21 protein-coding genes are annotated in these 19,958 nt (G+C 70.4%); 6 read left to right on the forward strand and 15 right to left on the reverse strand.

Going from position 1 to position 19,958, the window contains the following annotated elements; all coding sequences use genetic code 11:
• Entirely contained in the window at positions 1–300 is a 300-nt protein-coding gene (locus tag V1227_RS26865) for an antibiotic biosynthesis monooxygenase family protein (protein ID WP_329788214.1), read from the forward strand.
• Here the strand turns inward: V1227_RS26865 and V1227_RS26870 are convergent.
• Positions 290–772: a GAF domain-containing protein gene (locus tag V1227_RS26870; RefSeq protein WP_329788215.1), complete on the reverse strand. Its 483-nt coding sequence runs from the start codon at positions 770–772 to the stop codon at positions 290–292. The genes V1227_RS26865 and V1227_RS26870 overlap by 11 nt on opposite strands.
• Positions 773–1,001: 229 nt before the next feature.
• Here V1227_RS26870 and V1227_RS26875 point away from each other — a divergent pair, with 229 nt between their 5' ends.
• Complete coding sequence (locus V1227_RS26875; RefSeq protein ID WP_329788216.1) at positions 1,002–2,813, forward strand: prolyl oligopeptidase family serine peptidase; 1,812 nt, start codon at positions 1,002–1,004, stop codon at positions 2,811–2,813.
• Between the two features lie 57 nt (positions 2,814–2,870).
• Here the strand turns inward: V1227_RS26875 and V1227_RS26880 are convergent, their stop codons facing one another.
• The 3 genes from V1227_RS26880 to V1227_RS26890 form a co-directional block, all read right to left on the reverse strand.
• Positions 2,871–3,347 (reverse strand): Dps family protein, encoded by a 477-nt coding sequence (locus tag V1227_RS26880; protein ID WP_236217882.1) that lies wholly within the window; start codon positions 3,345–3,347, stop codon positions 2,871–2,873.
• Positions 3,348–3,363: 16 nt separating this feature from the next.
• On the reverse strand, positions 3,364–3,786 hold the full coding sequence (locus tag V1227_RS26885; protein WP_065915251.1) for an organic hydroperoxide resistance protein: 423 nt from the start codon (positions 3,784–3,786) through the stop codon (positions 3,364–3,366).
• Positions 3,787–3,867: 81 nt separating this feature from the next.
• Positions 3,868–4,443: an NADPH-dependent FMN reductase gene (locus V1227_RS26890; protein WP_329788217.1), complete on the reverse strand. Its 576-nt coding sequence runs from the start codon at positions 4,441–4,443 to the stop codon at positions 3,868–3,870.
• Positions 4,444–4,508: 65 nt separating this feature from the next.
• Here V1227_RS26890 and V1227_RS26895 point away from each other — a divergent pair, with 65 nt between their 5' ends.
• On the forward strand, positions 4,509–5,561 hold the full coding sequence (locus tag V1227_RS26895; protein WP_329788218.1) for an alpha/beta hydrolase: 1,053 nt from the start codon (positions 4,509–4,511) through the stop codon (positions 5,559–5,561).
• On the opposite strand, the gene V1227_RS26900 is transcribed toward V1227_RS26895, so the two are convergent.
• The 6 genes from V1227_RS26900 to V1227_RS26925 form a co-directional block, all read right to left on the reverse strand.
• Complete coding sequence (locus V1227_RS26900) at positions 5,537–6,712, reverse strand: MFS transporter (RefSeq protein WP_236217874.1); 1,176 nt, start codon at positions 6,710–6,712, stop codon at positions 5,537–5,539. The two genes, V1227_RS26895 and V1227_RS26900, sit on opposite strands and share 25 nt — an antisense overlap.
• A gap of 10 nt (positions 6,713–6,722) precedes the next feature.
• On the reverse strand, positions 6,723–7,904 hold the full coding sequence (locus tag V1227_RS26905) for an MFS transporter (RefSeq protein WP_329788219.1): 1,182 nt from the start codon (positions 7,902–7,904) through the stop codon (positions 6,723–6,725).
• Positions 7,905–7,962: 58 nt separating this feature from the next.
• On the reverse strand, positions 7,963–9,357 hold the full coding sequence (locus tag V1227_RS26910) for a gluconokinase (protein WP_329788220.1): 1,395 nt from the start codon (positions 9,355–9,357) through the stop codon (positions 7,963–7,965).
• Complete coding sequence (locus V1227_RS26915) at positions 9,354–10,094, reverse strand: class I SAM-dependent methyltransferase (RefSeq protein WP_329788221.1); 741 nt, start codon at positions 10,092–10,094, stop codon at positions 9,354–9,356. The genes V1227_RS26910 and V1227_RS26915 overlap by 4 nt, the downstream gene beginning before the upstream one ends.
• 66 nt (positions 10,095–10,160) lie before the next feature.
• Entirely contained in the window at positions 10,161–11,225 is a 1,065-nt protein-coding gene (locus V1227_RS26920) for an aspartate-semialdehyde dehydrogenase (RefSeq protein WP_329788222.1), read from the reverse strand.
• Entirely contained in the window at positions 11,222–12,487 is a 1,266-nt protein-coding gene (locus tag V1227_RS26925; protein WP_329788223.1) for an aspartate kinase, read from the reverse strand. The genes V1227_RS26920 and V1227_RS26925 overlap by 4 nt, the downstream gene beginning before the upstream one ends.
• A 104-nt stretch (positions 12,488–12,591) precedes the next feature.
• Between V1227_RS26925 and V1227_RS26930 the strand changes: the two genes are divergently transcribed.
• Together V1227_RS26930 and V1227_RS26935 are read left to right on the forward strand one after the other, a co-directional pair.
• Positions 12,592–13,815, forward strand: a complete 1,224-nt coding sequence (locus V1227_RS26930; protein WP_329788224.1) for a hypothetical protein — start codon at positions 12,592–12,594, stop codon at positions 13,813–13,815.
• Positions 13,815–14,375: a nitroreductase family protein gene (locus tag V1227_RS26935; protein ID WP_329788225.1), complete on the forward strand. Its 561-nt coding sequence runs from the start codon at positions 13,815–13,817 to the stop codon at positions 14,373–14,375. Before V1227_RS26930 ends, V1227_RS26935 begins: the two co-directional genes overlap by 1 nt.
• Here the strand turns inward: V1227_RS26935 and V1227_RS26940 are convergent.
• The 3 genes from V1227_RS26940 to V1227_RS26950 are packed head-to-tail and all read right to left on the reverse strand — an operon-like array spanning position 14,361 to position 15,483.
• Positions 14,361–14,861, reverse strand: coding sequence for an NUDIX domain-containing protein (locus V1227_RS26940; protein ID WP_329788226.1), 501 nt, complete (start codon positions 14,859–14,861; stop codon positions 14,361–14,363). The genes V1227_RS26935 and V1227_RS26940 overlap by 15 nt on opposite strands.
• 11 nt (positions 14,862–14,872) lie before the next feature.
• Positions 14,873–15,160: a hypothetical protein gene (locus V1227_RS26945; protein WP_236217856.1), complete on the reverse strand. Its 288-nt coding sequence runs from the start codon at positions 15,158–15,160 to the stop codon at positions 14,873–14,875.
• A 26-nt stretch (positions 15,161–15,186) separates the two neighbouring features.
• Entirely contained in the window at positions 15,187–15,483 is a 297-nt protein-coding gene (locus tag V1227_RS26950) for a hypothetical protein (RefSeq protein WP_090097643.1), read from the reverse strand.
• A 575-nt stretch (positions 15,484–16,058) separates the two neighbouring features.
• Between V1227_RS26950 and leuA the strand changes: the two genes are divergently transcribed.
• Entirely contained in the window at positions 16,059–17,885 is a 1,827-nt protein-coding gene (gene leuA, locus V1227_RS26955) for a 2-isopropylmalate synthase (RefSeq protein ID WP_329788227.1), read from the forward strand.
• Here the strand turns inward: leuA and V1227_RS26960 are convergent.
• Together V1227_RS26960 and V1227_RS26965 are read right to left on the reverse strand one after the other, a co-directional pair.
• A complete protein-coding gene (locus tag V1227_RS26960; RefSeq protein ID WP_329788228.1) occupies positions 17,882–18,829 on the reverse strand; it encodes a hypothetical protein in 948 nt (315 codons plus the stop codon). The genes leuA and V1227_RS26960 overlap by 4 nt on opposite strands.
• A complete protein-coding gene (locus V1227_RS26965) occupies positions 18,823–19,956 on the reverse strand; it encodes an MFS transporter (protein WP_329788229.1) in 1,134 nt (377 codons plus the stop codon). The genes V1227_RS26960 and V1227_RS26965 overlap by 7 nt, the downstream gene beginning before the upstream one ends.
• Positions 19,957–19,958: the final 2 nt, after the last annotated feature.

A 19,958-nucleotide genomic window follows, 5' to 3' on the forward strand; every position in this document is an offset into this window, starting at 1 on the left:
GTGCTGACGCGGGTGTCCGAGGCTCTGGTGAAGCCCGGGCGGGAGAAGGAGTTCGTCGCGCGGGTCCTGGAGCTCGTCAGGACGTTCCCCGAGACCTACGACGGGCTCGAAGGGCACGAGGTGCTCGTCGACCTCGACGACCCGTCGCGCGTGCGGTACGTGAGCCGGTGGCGGGACGAGCAGGCGCTCGAACGCTACGCGGGGCCCGGCCGGCGGACCGATCCGGTGACGTTCCCGGACGAGGACGAGTACCTGCGGCGGCCGTTGACCCTGCGGCACTTCGCGAGCGTCACCTGCTGAGGAAGCCCCGTGCGGGCAGGCCCTCCGGGAAGCGTTCCAGCGCCTCGCCGGCGGAGACCGCCAGCGCTTCCAGCGTCCGCACCTCGGCAGGGGTCGCGGAGTGCGGGACGGCCCAGTAGCACCCGATCGCGCCGATCGGCTCCGGGCGCAGCACCGGGGAGATCACCAAGCTCCGCACGAATGTCGGCCGATACGCTTCCTGGGGAATTCTCGAATCGAAGCGGATGTCGCGGATCGCGACGGTCTGACGATTTCTCATCGCCCAGCCGCTGATGCAGTTCACCGCGGGGAAGCGCTGGCCCTTCCACAGCGGGCTCATGGAGTCCTCGTCGGCGTAATAGCAGAGGTCGCCGTCAAGGAGAACCACCGTCGCACCGTGCGCTGCCAGCGACGACCTGGCCGTCGTGCGCACGATGCGCTGCACTTCCTCCAACGTGGCAGCCCCCGCGAGGCGCTCCATCGTTTCGGACATTCGTCAACATCAACCGTCGGCAGGTCTCACGCCTAGACGTTCCACCGGCGGCGGGAACTGTTTCGATCAATTGAATTGATCACCCGGCTTCGGCTCGTGCCACGCGAGAAAGCCGGGTGCGTCAGAACAAAAGCCGCGAACCGTCGAGCGGGGTGGCGGTTCCGGCCCGTACGAGGTCGAGGCCGATCGTCGCCTCCCCCGGGCCCGGGGCGGACTCTAGTGTTGAAGCGTGACGACGCACCCTTCTCCCGCCATTCCGGACCAGCTCTTCGAAGACCCCGCCGCCGAGACCCGGTGGCGCGAACGGTTCACCGCTCCCCGGATGAGCCTGCCCGGCTGGGCCGACGACGCACCGGACCGGACCCTCTACGTCTCCAACGCGAGCGGCGTGTGGGAGATCTACGCCTGGGACCGCGCGACCGACGAGCACCGCAAGGTCACCGACCGCCCGAACGGCACGTCGCACGCCACGCTGAACCCGGACGGCACCGAGATCTGGTGGTTCGACGACCACGACGGCGACGAGTTCGGCGTGTGGGTGCGCGAGCCGTTCGAGGCGGACGGCAGCAAGGCCGAGCCCGCGGTCGCCGGTGTCACGCCCGGCTACCCGGCGGGTCTGGAGATCGGCCGCACGGTGACGGTCGTGGCCGCGTCGACCGATGACGGCACCACGGTGTGGCTGTCGCGCGACGGCAAGAGCGAGGTGCTCTACCAGCACGTCAACGACGCCGGTGTCAGCGCGCTGGCCAAGGACGAGTCGCTCGTCGTGATCGCGCACTCCGAGCACGGCGACAACCGGCACATGGCGTTGCGCGCCCTGAACGCCGAGACCGGCGAGACGGTCGCCGAGAAGTGGGACGGCAAGGGCAAGGGCCTCGACGCCATCTCGTTCAGCCCGGTGCGCGGCGACCAGCGGCTGCTGGTGCTGCACGAGCGCCGCGGCCGCGAGGAGCTGCTGATCTGGGACGTCGCCGCCGACACCGAGCGCGAGATCGTCCTCGACCTGCCGGGCGAGGTCGCCGCCGACTGGTACCCGGACGCCTCCGCGCTGCTGATCGTCCACACGCACCACGCCCGCAACACCGTGCACCGCTACGACCTCACGACCGGTGAGCTGTCCACTCTGGACACCGCGCCCGGCGTGATCGGCTCCGCCGGGGTGCGCCCGGACGGCACGGTCGAGTACTCGTGGTCGTCCGCCGAGAAGTCCACGGTCATCCGCGCGCTCGCCACGGACGGCACCGAGCGCGTGCTCGTCGAGCCGGCCGGCGCCAAGCCCGCGACGTCCGCGCCGCTGGAGGACGTCTTCGTCGGCGACGTGCACGCCCTGGTGTCGAAGCCGGAGGGCGAGGGCCCGTTCCCGACGGTCTTCCTGATCCACGGTGGTCCGCACTCCTCCGACGAGGACCGCTTCTCCGCGTACCGCGCGGTGTGGCTCGACGCCGGTTTCGCCACCGTGCACGTGAACTACCGCGGTTCGAGCGGCTACGGCTCGAAGTGGCGCGACGCCATCGAGGGCCGGCCCGGCATCACCGAGCTCGAGGACATCGCCGCCGTGCACGACTGGGCGGTCGAGTCCGGGCTCACCGACCCGGCGCGGTCGGTGCTGAACGGCGCCTCGTGGGGCGGCTACCTGACCCTGCTCGGCATCGGCACGCAGCCGGAGCGCTGGGCGGTCGGCATCGCGGGCGTTCCCGTCGCCGACTACCTCGCCGCCTACGAGGACGAGATGGAGCCCCTGCGGGCGTTCGACCGGGCGCTGTTCGGCGGCTCCCCGGAGGAGCTCCCGGAGCTCTACCGGGAGTGCTCGCCGCTCACGTACGTCGACCGGGTCACCGCGCCGGTGCTGATCCTCGCGGGCGAGAACGACCCGCGCTGCCCGATCCGGCAGATCGACAACTACCTCGACGCGCTCGCGGCCCGCGGGCACACCTACGAGATGTACCGCTACGACGCGGGCCACGGCTCGCTGGTCGTCGCCGAGACCATGCGGCAGACGGCGGCCGAGGTGGACTTCGCCCGCAGGCACCTCGCGAAGTAGGTCCGGACACGACGAAGGCCCGCTCCACTGCGGAGCGGGCCTTCCGTTCGCCGCGGGTCAGGCCGACTGGGCCTGCCACATCCAGTGCGCCTGCTCCAGCTCCTGCGTGATGCCGATCAGCAGGTCCTGGCTGACGAGGTCGTGCTTGTCGGACTCCTCGATGCGCGTGCGCATGCGGGCGATCAACGACCCCAGTGAAGCCGTGATCGACGAGACGACCTGCTCCTCCTTCAGCCAGCCGGTCTCGATCTCCTGCACGCCGGACGACGCGGCGATGGTCTTCGCCGTGCCGTTCGGCGTGACACCGAGAGCGGCCGCGCGTTCGGCGACCTGGTCGGCGGCGTTGCGCGCGAGGACGACCAGTTCGTCGAGCTGCAGGTGGACGCTGCGGAAGTTCTTGCCGATCACGTTCCAGTGGGCCTGCTTCCCGATCAGGGAGAGGTCGACGAGGTCGACCAGCGTCGCCTGCAGGATGGCGCCGACGGCGTCGCGGTCAGCGTCAGCGAGAGGGCTGGTGATCGGGTTCTTGGCCATGGTGAAACGAGCCTCCTCAGACGGTGACGGTGAGCGCCACCTCGATGTTGCCGCGCGTCGCGTTGGAGTACGGGCAGACCTGGTGGGCCTGCTCGACGAGCTTCTCCGCGACCGCCTGGTCGAGTCCGGGGATCTTCACGGCGAGTTCGACGGCCAGCTGGAAGCCGCCCGCGCCGTTGGATCCGATACCCACCTTGGCGGTTACCTCGGAAGACGCAACTTGAATCTTCCCGGCACGCGCGACGGCTGCGATGGCGGAGTTGAAACACGCCGAGTACCCGGCTGCGAAGAGCTGCTCGGGGTTGGTCGCGTCGCCGCCGGGGCCGCCCATCTCCTTCGGGACCGACAGCACCTCGTCGATCACACCGTCGGAGGAACGCACCTCGCCGTTGCGGCCTTCGCCGTAAGCAGTCGCCTCAGCCGTGTACAGCGCTTCCATTCCGCTCTCCCTCGAGTCAGTGGGTGGTGCCCTTTCACCCAGGAGAACGCATCGCGCGCGACCTAAATGCCCGATCGTGTCTCAGTTCACGTCCGGTCGGGGCGCCTGGCGCAGCGCGAACTCGGCGACCTGACGGCCGATGACCCGCAGGTTGCGGTCCACGTCGGCGTCCGAGCAGGAGCCGTCGCCGTCGAACTTGACCTGCGCGGAGTTGATCGCGGAGCCGAGCGGGGTCGGCCAGCCGCGCAGCGCGTGCACGATCGAGCGCACCGCCGCGAGGGTGTTCACCGCGGCCTGCCAACCGTAGGCGGCGGTGATGGTGCCGACCGCGCGGCCGTCGAGGTACGGGCGCTCGTCGTCGCGCAGGTCCTCGATGTAGTCGAGGGCGTTCTTCACCAGGCCGGACACGGTGCCGTGGTAGCCGGGCGACACGACGATCACGCCGTCGCAGCGGCGCAGGTCCTCGACCATCCTCACCGCGACGTCCGTGCGGTCCGGCACCGACGGGTCGTAGAACGGGAGCACCAGGTCGGGGCCGCTGTACTGGATCGTCCGCGCACCGAGTTCGCGAGCACCCTCCAGAGCCACCCGCAGCGCCCGTTCGGACTGCGAGTCGGACCTGATCGAGCCCCCGATGCCCACCACCGTCACCGTCATGGCAACGATCCTTCCACCTCCAGCTACCTGGAGATCCAGCACTACTCGTGAGTAACCTGCACCACATGTCGAACTTCCAGGCGGCCGCGCTGGCCCGTGCTCTCCGCTTCGCGTTCGGTCTTCCCGGTCCCGTGCGCCGGCTCATCGCCGGGCCCCCGATCCGCCTGGACGGTCAGGACCTGCACCCCGAGGCGCAGCTGCTGCTGAGGTTGCAGCAGCTGTCCGGGACGGGGTGGCGCACGAGGACGGCATCCGAGAGCCGGCTGGACCTGGAGTGGAGCTCGAAGCTCGTGGCGGGGCCGAAGATCACCGGTGTGGGTGCGCGCGAGCTCACGATCGGGGAGTTCGCCGGCCGCCTCTACACGCCGGACGGCCTCGCCGCCGGCTCACCGCTGCTGATCTTCTACCACGGTGGCGGCTGGGTGACCGGCAGCCTGGAGAGCCACGACAACCTGTGCCGGTTCCTCGCCGCGCAGGCCGGTGTCCGGGTGCTCGCGGCCGACTACCGGCTCGCCCCGGAGGCGCCGTTCCCCGCCGCGGCCGACGACGCCGCCGAGGTGCTGCGCTACGCCGTCGCGAAGGCCGGGGACCTGGGTGTCGACGCGAAGCGGATCGCGCTCGGCGGGGACAGCGCGGGCGGCAACCTGGCCGCGGTGACCGCGCACGGCGCCGAGGTCGACATCGCGTTCCTGCTGCTCCTCTACCCCGGCGTGGACGCCTCGGTGCGCCGCCGCTCGCGCGAGATCTTCGGCGACGGCTTCTTCCTCACCGACGAGAAGATGGACTGGTTCCTCGACCAGTACGCGCCCGGCGGCGAGGACCGCCACGACCCGCGCCTGTCGATCATGCTGGCCGAGGACCTGTCGAAGATGCCGCCCACCTACATCGCGACCGCGGGCTACGACCCGTTGCGCGACGAGGGCGAGGCCTTCGCGGAACGGCTGGCGGCGGAGGGCGTGCCGGTCGTGCTGCGGCGGCACGAGGGCCTCTTCCACGGCTTCGCGAACGTGCTCGGCGTCGGCGGGGTCTTCCGCGAGGCCGTGTCCGAGGCCGTGGGCGCGCTGCGGACCGGCTTCGCGCTGGCCAACGCCGCTCAGGACGTGACGGGGACCGCCTGACGCCGGCGGGAGAACACCCAGCCGAGGCCCGCCACCACCAGCCCGGCCAGCCCGGCGACGACGAAGCCGAGCGGGGGTCCGCTGTGGTCCACGGCGACCCCCGCGAGCGGCTGGCCGGCGGCGACGCCGAACGTGAACGCCGACCCCTGCAGGCCGAGCGCGAGACCGCGGGCGGAGGCGGGCGCGTGGCGGCTGATCAGCTCGGTCGACGCGGTGATCGTCGGCGCGCACACGAGGTTCATCGGGACCAGCGCGATCGCGAGCAACGCCACGCTGCCGTCGCCCAGGCCGACCGGGATCTCCAGCAACGCCATGCAGGCCAGCAGCACCACCCCGCCCGGCACCCGCTTGAGGCTGCCGTAGACGAGGCCGCCGACGGCCGACGCCGCGCACATCACGACGAAGACGAGCCCGAGCCAGCTCTGCTTGCCCGCCTGCTCCAGCGACGCGATCGAGGCGATCTCCATGCCGGACAACGTCATCGTGGCGCCGAACGGGATGATCAGCGCCGCGATCACCGGCCCGCGCAACCACTCCCGCACGCGCGGCTGCGGGCCGGAGACGTCCTCGTCCTCGTGCACCAGCACGGGGTTCACGACGAAGAGCACCAGGCTCGCCGCCAGGATCGCCACGCCGATCGCGACCAGGGCCGTGCCGGTCGAGAACTCCGTCGCGAGCAGCACGCCCGCCGCGGGTCCCACCATGAACGACAGCTCGACCGAGATCGAGTCCAGCGAGAACGCCGGTCGCCGTTGCGGCTCGGGGATGAGCGCCGTCAGCGCCTGGCGGCCGATCGACATCATCGGCACCGCCACCAGCCCGTTGGCGAACGCCAGCACGAGCAGCACGTAGTAGTCCATCAACGGCGCCGTGACCCAGAACAGGCCTTCGAGCAGGCTGAGCGCCAGCACGAACCTCAGGCCCTTGCTGTCGACCAGCTTGCCCATGAGCGGCGACCCGAGGCCGAGGCCGACCATGGTCGCGAAGCCGACCGTGCCGGCGGCCGCGTACCCCTTGTCGAGCGTGGTGACGACGTGCAGCGTCACCGTGACCCCCGCCGCCGTCGGAGGGATCCGGGCGAACAGCATCAGCAGCATCAGGGGCCGGACCCCCGGCAGGGACAGGACGGTCCGGAACGGCGCGAGGTTCACGGAGCCATCGTCACCCGACTGGCAACGGATTTACCCGCCGCTGCCGCGCGAGCAGCCAGGCGACACCCGCCACGAGCAGCCCGATCACGCCGGCGATCGCGAACCCCGCCGGAGCACCGCCCCGGTCGATCGCGACGCCCGCGACGGGTGCCCCGATCGCGTTGCCCATGGTGAACGCCGAGCCCTGCAACCCGATCGCGAGGCCACGGGCCGTGGGCGGCGCGAGCCTGCTGATGTGCTCACCGGACGCCGCGATCAACGGCGCGCACATGAGGTTCATCGGCACGAGGAGCAGGCACAGCAGCAGCACGTTGCCGTCACCCAGACCGACCGGGATCTCCAGCGCGGCCATGAGCACGAGCAGCACCAGCACGCTGGGAACCCGCTTGACCCCGCCGTAGACCAGCCCGCCCACGATCGACGCCGCGCACATCGCGAAGAACACGGCCCCGAGCCAGCTCTGCTTGCCGATGTGCTCCAGGGACGCGATCGCCGAGACCTCCATGCCCGCGAGGCACACGGTCGCTCCGACGCACACGACGAGCACGCCGAAGATCCGGCCGCGCAGCCACTCGAAGAGCTTCGGCTTGGGCCCGTCGACGACCTCGTCCTCGTGCAGCATCGGCGGGTTCGCCCAGTACAGCAGCACTCCGGCGACGAGGATCGAGACGCCGATGAAGGGCAGCGCGACGTTCGTGGAGAACTTCGTCGCGACGAACACCCCGAGCGCCGGCCCGCCCATGAAGGACAGCTCGACCGAGATCGAGTCGACCGACAACGCCACCCGGCGCCGGTCCTGCGGCACCAGCGCGGTGATCACCTGGCGGCCGATCGACATCATCGGCACGCCGAGGAGCCCGACCAGGAACGACGTCGCGAGCAACGTCCAGTAGCCCATCAGCGGCGCGGTCAGCCAGAACGCCGCGGACGCGACGACGCCGACCGCGAGCATCGGCCGCAGGCCGCGCTCGTCGACCAGCTTGCCCATCAGCGGGGCGCCGAGCCCCATGCCGACCGTGCCCGCCGCCCCGACCAGGCCCGCCGCGCCGTAGCCCCGGTCCAGCGTGACCGCGACGTGCAGCGTCAGGATCACGCCGGTCGCCGCCGGGGGCATCCTCGCGAAGAACATGAGCAGCGCGAACGGACGCACTCCCGGCAGCATCAGGACGTGTTTGAAGGGCGCGAGGTCCACACCGTCATCCTCGCCCGGACGGCAAAAGGTTTTCTTTGCTAACGATGTGATCGTCGCCTCAGCCGTAGAGGTCCTCCAGCGCCCGGTAGGCCTTGACGACGAACGGCCGTGCGGCGGCATAGCGCTCGACGAGCCTCTCGTCCGGGATGATCGTCCGGATCGGCTCCACGAGGTCGACGGTCAGCGACTCGATCTCCCCCAGTGCCCGCCACGCGAGCAGCGCCGCGCCCACCGCCGAACCGCCCGTGTCCTCGGTGAGGTGCAACGGCATGCCGAGCGTGTTCGCCAGGGTCTGGGCCCAGATCGGGGCGCGGAACGCACCGCCGGTGATCCGCAACGACTCCACGTGCGGCACGGCCTCCAGCACCAGCGCCAGCTGCTGACACACACCCTCGACCAACGCCTTGGTGATCTGCTGAGGGGTGTGTTCGCGCCGGAGGCCGAGCAACGCGGCGTGCGCCGTCGGGTCCCACCACGGCGCACGCTCGCCCAGGAGGTAGGGCAGGGCGACGAGCCCGTCCGAGTCGGCGTCGGCGGACTGGGCGAGGAGCTCGCCGACCGGGACGCCGAACATCTCCGCCGCCCACTGCGCGACCACGCCACCGTTGCTGATCGCGCCGCCACGCACCCAGAGGCCCTCGCCGATCGCGTAGCTGAACGTGCGGCCCTCGGCGTCGACGCCCGGCCCCAGCTGGGCCACGCGGAGCGCGCCGGACGTTCCGAGCGACACGGCACCGGCTCCTGGGGTCGCCGCTCCGACACCGAGGTTGCCCAGCGGCCCGTCGCCACCGCCGATGACCACGGGGATGCCCGGTCGCAGTCCGGGGATGTCGGCCCTCAGCGGCGTCGAGTGCGTGGGTTCGACCAGCGGCGGGAGCTGGTCCGCCGTGACGCCCGCGAACTCGAGCGACGGCTCGTGCCACTGCAGCGTGTTGATGTTCATCAGACCCGTGCCGGAGCCGCACGAGTACTCGTTGAGCAGCTCGCCGGTCAGGTGCAGGTGCACGAAGTCCTTGATCTCGCACCACTTCGCGGCGCGGATGCCGTTCTCGTGGAACCAGGCGAGCTTCATCAGCGGCGTGAACGAGTGGATCGGGGCGCCGGTCGCCTGGTGCAGCGCGCGGCCCTCCGCGGTGCCGCGCAGGCGTTCGGTCTGCTCGACGGCGCGGTTGTCGGCCCAGCTCAACGCGTCGGTGACCGGGCGCAGGTCTGCGTCCAGGCCCATGATCGAGTGCATGGCCCCGGTCAGCGAGATCGCCCGGACGTCGTCGGAGGCGAGCTCGCGCAGTGCGTCGACCGCGGCGGCGAGCACCCGGTGCGGGTCGTGCGTGGCTTCGAGGCCGCTGGTGCGCATCGGGTAGGCGCGTTCGGTCGAGGCGACGACGCGGGCCTGCGCGTCCACCGCGACGACCTTGGTGGCCGTGGTGCCGAGGTCGACGGCGAGAACGATCACCGGGCACCTCGCACCGCGGTGAAGACGGCGAAGCTCGGGGAGTTGCGCAGCGGGCCCCAGAACTCCTCGCCGCGCTCGTCGTCCGGCGTCACGGCCGGCTGCCGCGTCACGTCCGTGAGCCCCGCACGGGTCAGCGCCGCGTCGAACACGCCGCGCTCCCAGTAGAAGGAGTCGAAGTCGAACGGCGGGTCGCCCAGCACGTGCACCTTGACCGGCTGCTTCACGTTCATCGGCCCGGTGCGGGTGATCTCGTAGCCGTAGCGGCCGTACTGGCCCAGCAGGTCCCAGTCGGCGTCCGGGTTCGGCACGAGCACGACGAGCCGGCCGCCCTCCGCGAGGTTCGCCTTCAGGTTGGCGAGCATGGCGTCGAGCGCGGTCTCGTCGTCCGCGTAGCCGAGCAGCCACACGGCCGTCACGACGTCGAACTCGCCGAGCACCGGCAGCTCGGTCGCGTCGTGCTGCTCGTAGGTGATGCCGCGGGGTTCGCGTCCCTCGACGTACCGGGCGTAGCCGATCATCTCGCCGGCCGAGTCGACGCCCACGACCCGCGTCGCGCCGAGGTCGTGGAAGAGCCGCGCGTAGAACCCGGTGCCGCAGGCCACGTCCAGCACCGACCTGCCGAGCAGGTCGCCGACCGCCGACAGCAGCGTCGCGCGCTCGGCCAGTCCGGTCGGGATGTGCTTGGCACGTTCGTAGATCGCGCCCAGGGCGTCGTACTGCTCGTCGCTCTCCGCCATGGGGCTCAGCCTAGGAGAGAGGAGGCCCCCGCCGTTCGTACGGCAGGGGCCTCGACTTCACGATCTTCAGAGCCGCTTCGCGAGCTCTTCCGCGACCTCGTAGGTGTTCAGCGCGGCACCCTTGCGCAGGTTGTCACCGCACACGAAGAAGTCCAGCGTGTTCGGGAAGTCCAGCGCCTGGCGCACGCGGCCCACGTACGTCGGGTCGCCGCCCACCACGTCGGCGGGCGTCGGGAACTTCCCCGAGGCCGGGTCGTCGATGAGGACGATGGTCGGCTGCTCCTCGAAGATCTTGTGCGCCGCCTCGACGGTGACCTCGCGCGCGAACGTCGCGTGGACCGACAGCGAGTGCGTGGTGACGACCGGGACGCGCACGCACGTCGCCGAGACCTTCAGGTCCGGGATGCCGAGGATCTTGCGGGCCTCGTTGCGGACCTTGAGCTCCTCCGACGACCAGCCGTCGTCCTTGAGCGACCCCGCCCACGGCACCACGTTCAGCGCCAGCGGGGCCGGGAACGGCGAGTCGCCGGCCGACAGGCCGGCGGCGGCGAGCGCCTGCGCCACGTCACCCGCGACGACGCCCGCATCCTTGCCCGCGAGGGCCGCGATCTCGGCGTACAGGCGGTCGATGCCGGACTGCCCCGCGCCGGACGCCGCCTGGTAGGAGGCGACGACCAGTTCCTTGAGCTCGAACTCGCGGTGCAGGGCACCGAGCGACGCCATCATCGACAGCGTCGTGCAGTTCGGGTTCGCGATGATGCCGCGCGGGCGGTTGTCGATCTGGTCCGCGTTGACCTCGGGCACGACCAGCGGCACGTCGGTGTCCATGCGGAACGCGCCGGAGTTGTCGATCGCGATCGCGCCGCGCTCGGCGGCGATCGGGGCCCACTGGGCGGAGACCTCGTCCGGCACGTCGAACATCGCGATGTCGACGCCGTCGAACGCCTCGGGCGACAGGGCGACGACCGTCAGGTCCTGACCCCGCACGTTGATCTTCTTGCCCGCCGACCGCGGGGAGGCGATCAGCCGGACCTCGCCCCACGGGAAGTCGGAGCGGGTGTTCATGATGTCGATCATCACGGTGCCGACGGCACCGGTCGCGCCGACCAGCGCGAGCACGGGGGCGGTCATCGTCCAGTCCCTGCGTAAACGACGGCCTCTTCGTCGGTGCCCAGGTCGAACGCGTCGTGCAGGGCACGGACGGCGTCGTCGAGCTGGGTGTCGCGGCAGATGACCGAGATGCGGATCTCCGAGGTGGAGATGATGTCGATGTTGACGCCGGCCGTGGCCAGCGCCTCGCAGAACGTCGCCGTGACACCGGGGTGCGAGCGCATGCCCGCGCCGATCAGCGACACCTTGCCGACGTGCTCGTCGTAGAGGACCTGGTCGAAGCCGATCTCGCCGCGGGCCTTCTCCAGGGCCGCCACCGCGCGCGGGCCGTCGTCCTTGGACAGCGTGAACGTGATGTCCGTGCGGCCGGACGCCGCCTGCGACACGTTCTGCACGACCATGTCGATGTCGAGCTCCGCCTGCGCCACGACGCGGAAGATCTTGGCCGCGATGCCGGGGTGGTCGGGAACTGCCGTCACGGTGATTTTGGCCTCGGACCGGTCGTGCGCGACGCCGGTGATCATCGCCTGTTCCACGGGAAGGTCCTCCACTGAACCGGACACGATGGTTCCGGTCTTGTTGCTGAACGAAGAGCGGACGTGCACGGGGACGTTGTAGCGCCGGGCGTACTCCACGCAGCGGAGCATCAGCACCTTGGCGCCGCAGGCGGCCATCTCGAGCATTTCCTCGTACGTGATCGTGTCGAGCTTCTTCGCGTTCGGCACGATGCGCGGGTCGGCGGTGTAGACGCCGTCCACGTCGGTGTAGATCTCGCACACGTCGGCCTTGGTCGCCGCCGCGAGCGCCACCGCGGTGGTGTCGCTGCCGCCGCGGCCGAGCGTGGTGATCTCCTTCGAGTCCTGGGAGACGCCCTGGAAGCCCGCGACGATCGCGATGGCCCCCTCGCCCGTGGCGTCCTGGATCCGGCTCGGCGTCACGTCGATGATCCGCGCTTTGCCGTGCACCGAAGTCGTGATCACGCCGGCCTGCGAGCCGGTGTAGGAGCGCGCCTCGGCACCGAGGGAATTGATCGCCATCGCGAGCAGCGACATGGAGATCCGCTCACCGGAGGTGAGGAGCATGTCGAGCTCGCGGGCGGGCGGCACCGGCGAGACCTGGCGGGCGAGGTCGAGCAGCTCATCGGTCGTGTCGCCCATGGCGGACACGACGACCACGACGTCGTTCCCCGCCTTCTTGGTCGCGACGATGCGCTCGGCCACGCGTTTGATCCGCTCGGCACTCTCCACCGATGAACCGCCGTACTTCTGGACGACGAGCGCCACCGACCTGACCTCCTTCGCGCGACCAAAACCCCACGTCGTAGGCAGCCTACCCGGACCACCTGGTGAGACTCTGGAGCCGTGATGCGCGTGACTACTCTGTCCGCGTGTCGTCGAGCGCCGATGTCGTGGAGGCCCCAGCAGCCGTGCAGGAGAGCAGTGCGCGCTCACGGATGGCCGACGCGCTCAGACACCCGGCCGCGCTCTGGACCGCTCCGGCGGTCATCTACCTGGCCGTGCGCCAGGTGGGCCTGTTCGTCCTGCAGCTCGTCGTCGAGTACCAGAACGGGATCACCGGCAAGGCCGACACCGCGACCGACAACCTGAAGTCGTGGGACGGCGACTGGTTCCTCGGCATCGCCTCCGGCGGCTACAACGGCGTGCCGTCACCGCCGTTCGACGCCTTCGGCCGGCGCACCGCCGAGACGCCGCTCGCGTTCTTCCCCGGCTACCCCGCGCTGATCAGGTGGGTCGACGGCCTGCCGGGCGTGGACGTGGTCGGCGCGGCGTTCGCGGTGAGCCTGATCAGCGGGCTCTTCTGCGCCTACGGCCTGTTCGTCCTCGGCCGCGTCGTGCGCGACGGCTCGACGAGGGCCGGCCTGGTCTTCGTGACGCTCTTCGCCGCGTCCCCGATGGCCGTCGTGCTGTCGATGACCTACTCCGAGGCGACGTTCTGCGCGTTCGCCGCCTGGGCCCTGGTCGGCGTCGTGAAGAAGCGCTGGGTCCTCGCGGGCGTCTGCTGCGCGGCGGCGGGCCTGGTCCGCCCGACCGCGGCGGCCCTGATCGCCGCCGTCGGCCTCGCCGCCCTGGTCGCGGTGATCGCCGACCGCCGGGACTGGCGGGCCTGGGTGGGTGGCGCCGTCGCCCCGCTCGGCCTGCTCGGCTACCTGGGCTGGGTCGCCGTCCGCACGGGCGACCTGATGGGCTGGTTCGGCGTGCAGCAGCGGGGCTGGGGCTCGAAGTTCGACGGCGGCGCCGCCACCTGGGACTTCGCCCTGGGCCACCTCGCGAACCCGCGCTCGGTCCTCGAGACCGGCACCGTCTGGCTGCTGGCCCTGGCGATCGTGCTGGTCTTCTACGCCTTCCAGCGCCGCCTCGAATGGCCCCTGGTCGTCTACGCGATCGGCGTCCTGGTCATGGACCTCGGCTCGAACGGCCTGATGAACTCGAAGGCCCGCCTGCTGCTGCCCGCGTTCACCCTGCTGCTCCCCCTCGCGCTGGTCCTGGCCCGCCGCCGCACCTCGACGGTGCTGACCGTGCTCGGCATGGCGACGCTGCTCAGCGCGTGGTTCGGCGCCTACTCCCTCGCCGTTTGGCAGTATGCGATCTGATGAACGAGCTGATCTCGAAGCGCTGGAGCCCCCGAGCCTTCGACGCCGAGGCCGAGGTCTCCGACGACGAACTGCGCACGGTGCTCGAAGCGGCCCGCTGGGCCCCGTCCCACGGCAACAGCCAGCCGTCCCGCTTCATCGTGGGCCACCGCGGCACGGAGACGTTCGACGCGATCTTCGACACCCTCACCCGCGGCAACAGGACGTGGGCCCACCGCGCCTCGGTGCTGCTCATCGGCTGCGTGATCACCCGGGACGCGCGCGGCGACATCCCGAACGTCGAGTTCGGCCTGGGCCTCGCCATGGAGAACATGGCCCTGCAGGCCACCGACCTGGGCCTGATCGCGCACATGATGGGCGGCTTCGACGAGCAGGCCGCCCACACCGCGTTCGCCATGCCCGGCGACGTCCGCCCGCTCGTGGCCATGGCCCTGGGCCGTCAGGGCGACCTCTCGGTCCTCCCGGACGACCTCCAGGCCCGCGAACAGCGCGAACGCCGGCGCCAGCCGCTGTCCGAGACGGTCTTCACCGGCACCTGGGGCCAGTCACGGTTCGGTTGAGAAGTACTTGGTCGCCACCTCGTCGTGCAGCGGGAACGCCAACGGCTCCCACTCGAAGATGACCCGGCGCTCGGAAGCCTCCTCGTTCGGCACGAACGGGGGCATGTCCTCGGCGTCGATGGCGGGCGCGGCGGCGAACATCAGCACCGTCTCCCCGTCCGGCGTCGACACGAAGTGCAACGGCCGCAGGTCCTCCGGCGGAATCCGCACGCCGGCCTCTTCCTCGAGCTCCCGCACGGCGCTCTGCTGCCAGGACTCCCCGCGGTCCATGAACCCGCTGACGAACGCCAGCTGCCCCACCGGCGGAATGGCCCGGCGCACGGTGAGCAACCCGGTGCGGGACCCGTCCTTCACAGGCACGAGCAACACCACGACGGGCGAGGGGTTCGCCCAGACCACGTGCCCACAGGAAAGGCACTTCCGCGGGTAGCCGGACGTGTCCGCGTACCCGGTGCCGCAGCTGTCGCAGAAGTCGTCTCGCGCCATAACCACCGAATCTAGTTCAGGCGCCTCACGACTTTGAGGACGATCGCTCGAACGGCCAGCCAGAAGACCGCGGCGAGCCCGAAGTTGACGATCACCCGCAGCTTCGCGTCCTCAGGGCTGAACAAATCCCTGAACGCCAGAGCCACGGGCTCGGCCACCGCCTTGACGGAGGTGGTGATGGGGTTTCCGGGGTTGGCCCCGCCGACGGTGAGCACGACGTGAACGACGAGCACGACCGCCAGCGCGAGGCCGACCCAACTGACGATCCCGGCGGCGATACCGACCACGCGTGTCCGCATACCACCGAAATCTACTACTCAGTAGCTCAGTAGCGCGAAACCGCACGCGCCAGCAGACCGGTCACGACCAGCCAGAACACGGCGGCCAGACCGTAGTTGAGGAAGACGTCGAGGTTGTAGTTCCCGGTGGCGAAGAGGCCGGGGAAGAACAACGCGAGAGGCTCGGCGAGGGACTGGACGAACTTGAAGAACGCGTTGGCCTGGTTGGCACCCAACACGATCATCAGGATGTAGAGCACCTCGATGAGTGCGAAGAGCGCGCCGATGCCGCTGATCACGCGGGAAGCCGTGCCGCGGCCACTGGTCGTACGTAATCTGGACATACATGAACTTTTCCCGGGTATCCGGCTCGCAAAACGTGCAAGTTGACCTGCTTATGAACCCGTTACCAGTGCAAAGCCCCGCCCGCACGCGAAGGCGAAGCCGAGCCGTCTTGGCTTTTGCTCTTGGCTTTTCAGGCGGCCTCGCCGGTGGGGGTATCCCGACCGGCCACCACCCACAACGGACGCAACCCAGCTACGCGACCGGCAGCCGCCCAACGCAACAGGCCGCACGCAACAGGCGAACACGACCAGACCGCCGCACCAGGCCGTACACAACCAGGCCGCACCCCACCCGAAACCCGCCACATCCAGCACAAACCGCAAGCTGACGCAGGCGTCCCCCCACCCTCGGGACCCCTCGCAACACAACGTACTCAGCACCCCCGACAACCACGGACGTCCCACGATCCGGTCGTCGAGTTCCACCCGTCCCCGACATGTGGCTACTCTGTCCCCCGTGTGGCGTTCCCTCCTGCTTCGCTGCCGTGACGGGGTCTGATCAGACCGGCCCCCCGTCGCGGGCTTCAGCGTTGCCGCCGGTCGTTCCCCGCTGACGACCCGCAGGAGCACCGAAGATGACCTCCAACGAGGCTTTCACCACGACCAACGCCTACGACTCGGCCGACGCGTACAGCGCGGGCACCAGTCGCATCCGCAAGCCGAGCCGCCCCGCCCCGGAGTCCCAGCAGTCCTGGAACCGCCAGCTGGGCAGCAGCATGCCGTTCCACCGCTACCGCCCGTTCCACGAGCTGGTCGAGGTCGTCGACGTACCGGACCGCACGTGGCCGACGAAGCGGATCGAGAAGGCCCCGCTGTGGTGCGCGGTGGACCTGCGTGACGGCAACCAGGCCCTGATCGACCCGATGTCGCCCGCGCGCAAGCGGAAGATGTTCGACCTGCTGGTCCGGATGGGCTTCAAGGAGATCGAGGTCGGCTTCCCGGCCGCGTCCCAGACCGACTTCGACTTCGTCCGCGAGATCATCGAGGACGGCGCCATCCCGGACGACGTCACGATCCAGGTGCTGACGCAGTGCCGCGAGGAGCTCATCGCCCGCACGTTCGAGTCGCTGCGCGGCGCGAGCAAGGCGATCGTCCACTTCTACAACTCGACCTCGATCCTGCAGCGCCGCGTCGTGTTCCGCTCCGACCGGGACGGCATCAAGAAGATCGCGACGGACGCGGCGAAGTTCGCCAAGGAGCAGGAGAAGGACTACCCCGAGACCGACTTCCGCTACGAGTACAGCCCCGAGTCCTACACCGGCACCGAGCTGTCCTACGCGGTCGAGGTCTGCAACGCGGTCCAGGCGGTCATCCAGCCGACGCCCGAGAAGCCGCTGATCGTCAACCTGCCGGCGACGGTCGAGATGGCGACGCCGAACGTCTACGCCGACTCGATCGAGTGGATGTCGCGCAACCTGGACAACCGCGAGGCGATCATCCTCAGCCTGCACCCGCACAACGACCGCGGCACGGGTGTCGCGGCGGCGGAGCTGGGCTACCTGGCCGGTGCGGACCGCATCGAGGGCTGCCTGTTCGGCAACGGCGAGCGCACCGGCAACGTCTGCCTGGTGACGCTCGCGATGAACATGTTCAGCCAGGGCATCGACCCGCAGATCGACTTCTCCGACATCGACGAGGTCCGCCGCACGGTCGAGTACTGCAACCAGCTGCCGGTGCCCGAGCGGCACCCGTACGGCGGTGACCTGGTCTTCACCGCGTTCTCCGGCTCGCACCAGGACGCGATCAAGAAGGGCTTCGAGGCCCTGGAGTCCGACGCCAAGGATGCGGGCCAACACGTCGACGACTTCCCGTGGGAGGTCCCGTACCTGCCGATCGACCCGAAGGACGTCGGCCGCAACTACGAGGCCGTCATCCGGGTCAACTCGCAGTCCGGCAAGGGCGGCGTGGCGTACCTGATGAAGCAGGAGCACCACCTGGACCTGCCGCGGCGCCTGCAGATCGAGTTCTCGAAGGTGATCCAGGAGGTCACCGACACGCAGGGCGGCGAGATCGGCCCGAAGGAGATGTGGGACGCCTTCGCGGAGGAGTACCTGCACGGCCGGGTGCCGATGTACCTGCTCAAGCACAAGGCGTCGTCGGACGGCAGCGGCCACGAGGAGATCACCGCGACGCTGCTGGTCGACGGCGAGCAGCAGGAGATCACGGGCTCGGGCAACGGCCCGATCGCCGCGTTCGTCGACGCGCTCGCGTCCATCGGCTACGACGTGCGGGTGCTGGACTACGCCGAGCACGCGCTGTCCGCCGGTGACGACGCCCGCGCGGCCGCCTACCTCGAGTGCGCGGTGGGCGACCGCGTGCTGTGGGGCGTGGGCATCGACTCCTCCACGGTCGCCGCGTCGTTCCGCGCGATCGTGAGCGCGGTCAACCGGGCCAACCGCTAGGACGCGAGCGACGGGGAGGACGCGTGCGGCACCAGCTGCCGCGGCGTGCCCTCCCCGTTCGCCGGCACGGCCCAGATGCCCTGACCCGGCAGGCCGTAGGCGATGGTGTCGTCGTCGAGCCACACGACCTGGTCGTCGATCCCCCGCGTCTCGGCCAGGGGTGTCTCCACCATCGTGGTCAGGTCCAGCACGTGCTGCCGCCACGGCCGTGCGCCGTCGCCGGGCACGCGCTTCTTGAACGCCAGGCGCTTGCCGTCCGGCGAGAGCGACGGGCACTCGGCGTTCTCCCGCAACGGTGTCGCCGACTCCTCGGAGGCGTCTCCCCGGACCAGGTACGTCTTCCCCGCGGTGCTGAGGGTCGCGTAGTACGTGCGGTCGTCCGACGCGAACGTGACGCCCCAGAAGTTCATGTCGTCGGTGGTCTTCATCCCGGCGACGCGCGTGCCCTCGATGTTGCTGGAGTACACCTCGCCCTGCCGGTCGAAGATCGCCGTGCGGGTCGAGAACGTGCCCGCCTGGGCGTAGGAGTCACCGGTCACGAACGTCGTCCACGACGCCATCCGCCCGTCCGCCGACAGCTTCGCGCGGTTCGGCACGCCGGCGACGTCGACGCGGCGGGTCTCGGTCAGCGCCCGGTCGACGAAGATCGAGACCGATCCCGGCAGCGGACCGGAGCGGTCGGCGAGGCAGACGCCCTGCTTCGCGGCCGTGTAGAACCGCTTGCAGGACAACGAGCTCACCCGCCGCGGCCCGGAGGGGTCGGACAGCGGCACCGACGCCACCTTGCCGCTCACGTCGTCCACGAACACCAGCCTCCCGGCCGACAGCTCGACAGGACCGGCCTCCACGGCGACGGACACCGCGTCCGGAGCGCGCAGGGCGTAGGCGGTGGCACCCGCGCCCAGCGCGATCACCGCGAGGACGACGACCAGGACCCTCACCACGCGAACCACGTCCACAGGGCGCCGAACAGAACGGACGAGGCGGCACGGGCCAGCACCTGCCCGGTCTGGAGCAGGGCCAGACCGGACGTCCGCAGCTCGTCGGGGACCATCGGTCCGGCAACGGCCATCAGCACGCCGTCGGTGCACGCGTAGAACAGCCCGTGCAGCACCAGAACGCCGACGAGCAGCGGGATCCCGGACGCTCCCGCCAGCAGCACGTACGCGCCGAGCAGCGCGAGGTGGCCCGCCAGGAAGATCCTCCACCGGCCCACGCGGTCGGCGAGCGACCCCAGCGGCACGGCGGCGAGCAGGTACACACCGGCCGTGCCGAGGGGCAGCAGGGCGATGTAGGCGAGCTCGACGTCGAGCTTCTTCTGCAGCAACAGGTAGACGAACCCGTCGCCGAGCGTCAGGAACCCGAGCCCGCACGCGACCAGGCAGATCCGGCGGAACGGCCCTGACCGCAACAACCCGAACGCGGCGCGGAGCGACACCGCGACGCGTGGCAGCACATCGCGGTGATCACGCACGAACAGCACGAGGACCAGGAAACCCACCGCGGCGAAGCAGAAGCTCACCACGAACACCACGTCGTAGCGCGCCGGCAGCGTCCACAGCAGGCAGAACGCCACCAACGGGCCGAGGAACGCGCCGACGGTGTCCATGGCGCGGTGGACACCGAAGGCGCGTCCGAGTGCCGAGGGCTCGCTGCTCAACGTGATCAGCGCGTCCCTCGGCGCGGTCCGCAGCCCCTTGCCGGTCCGGTCCCCGGCGAGCACCAGCCCCATCGCGGTGGCCGAGGTCCCGGCGGCGAGCAGGCCGAGCTTGCCCAGCGCCGAGATCCCGTACCCCAGGCCGGCCACGAGCTTGCGGCGCTGCCAGCGGTCAGCCGCATGACCGCCGACGACGCGGACCAGTGCTGTCACACCGGTGTGGACGCCGTCCAGCACACCGAACTGCAGCGGGGAGAAACCCAGCCCCAGCACGAGGTAGAGCGGCAGGACGGCGGTGACCATCTCGGACGAGACGTCCGTCAGCAGGGACACCGCGCCCAGCGCGAGGACGTTCCCCGCGACCCTGCCGGTGCCACCCGCCGCCGGCGCTCGTCTTGCGGTTGCGATGTACACGA

The organism is Lentzea sp. DG1S-22 (assembly GCF_036321065.1).
GTDB classification, from domain to species: Bacteria; Actinomycetota; Actinomycetes; order Mycobacteriales; family Pseudonocardiaceae; genus Lentzea; species Lentzea jiangxiensis.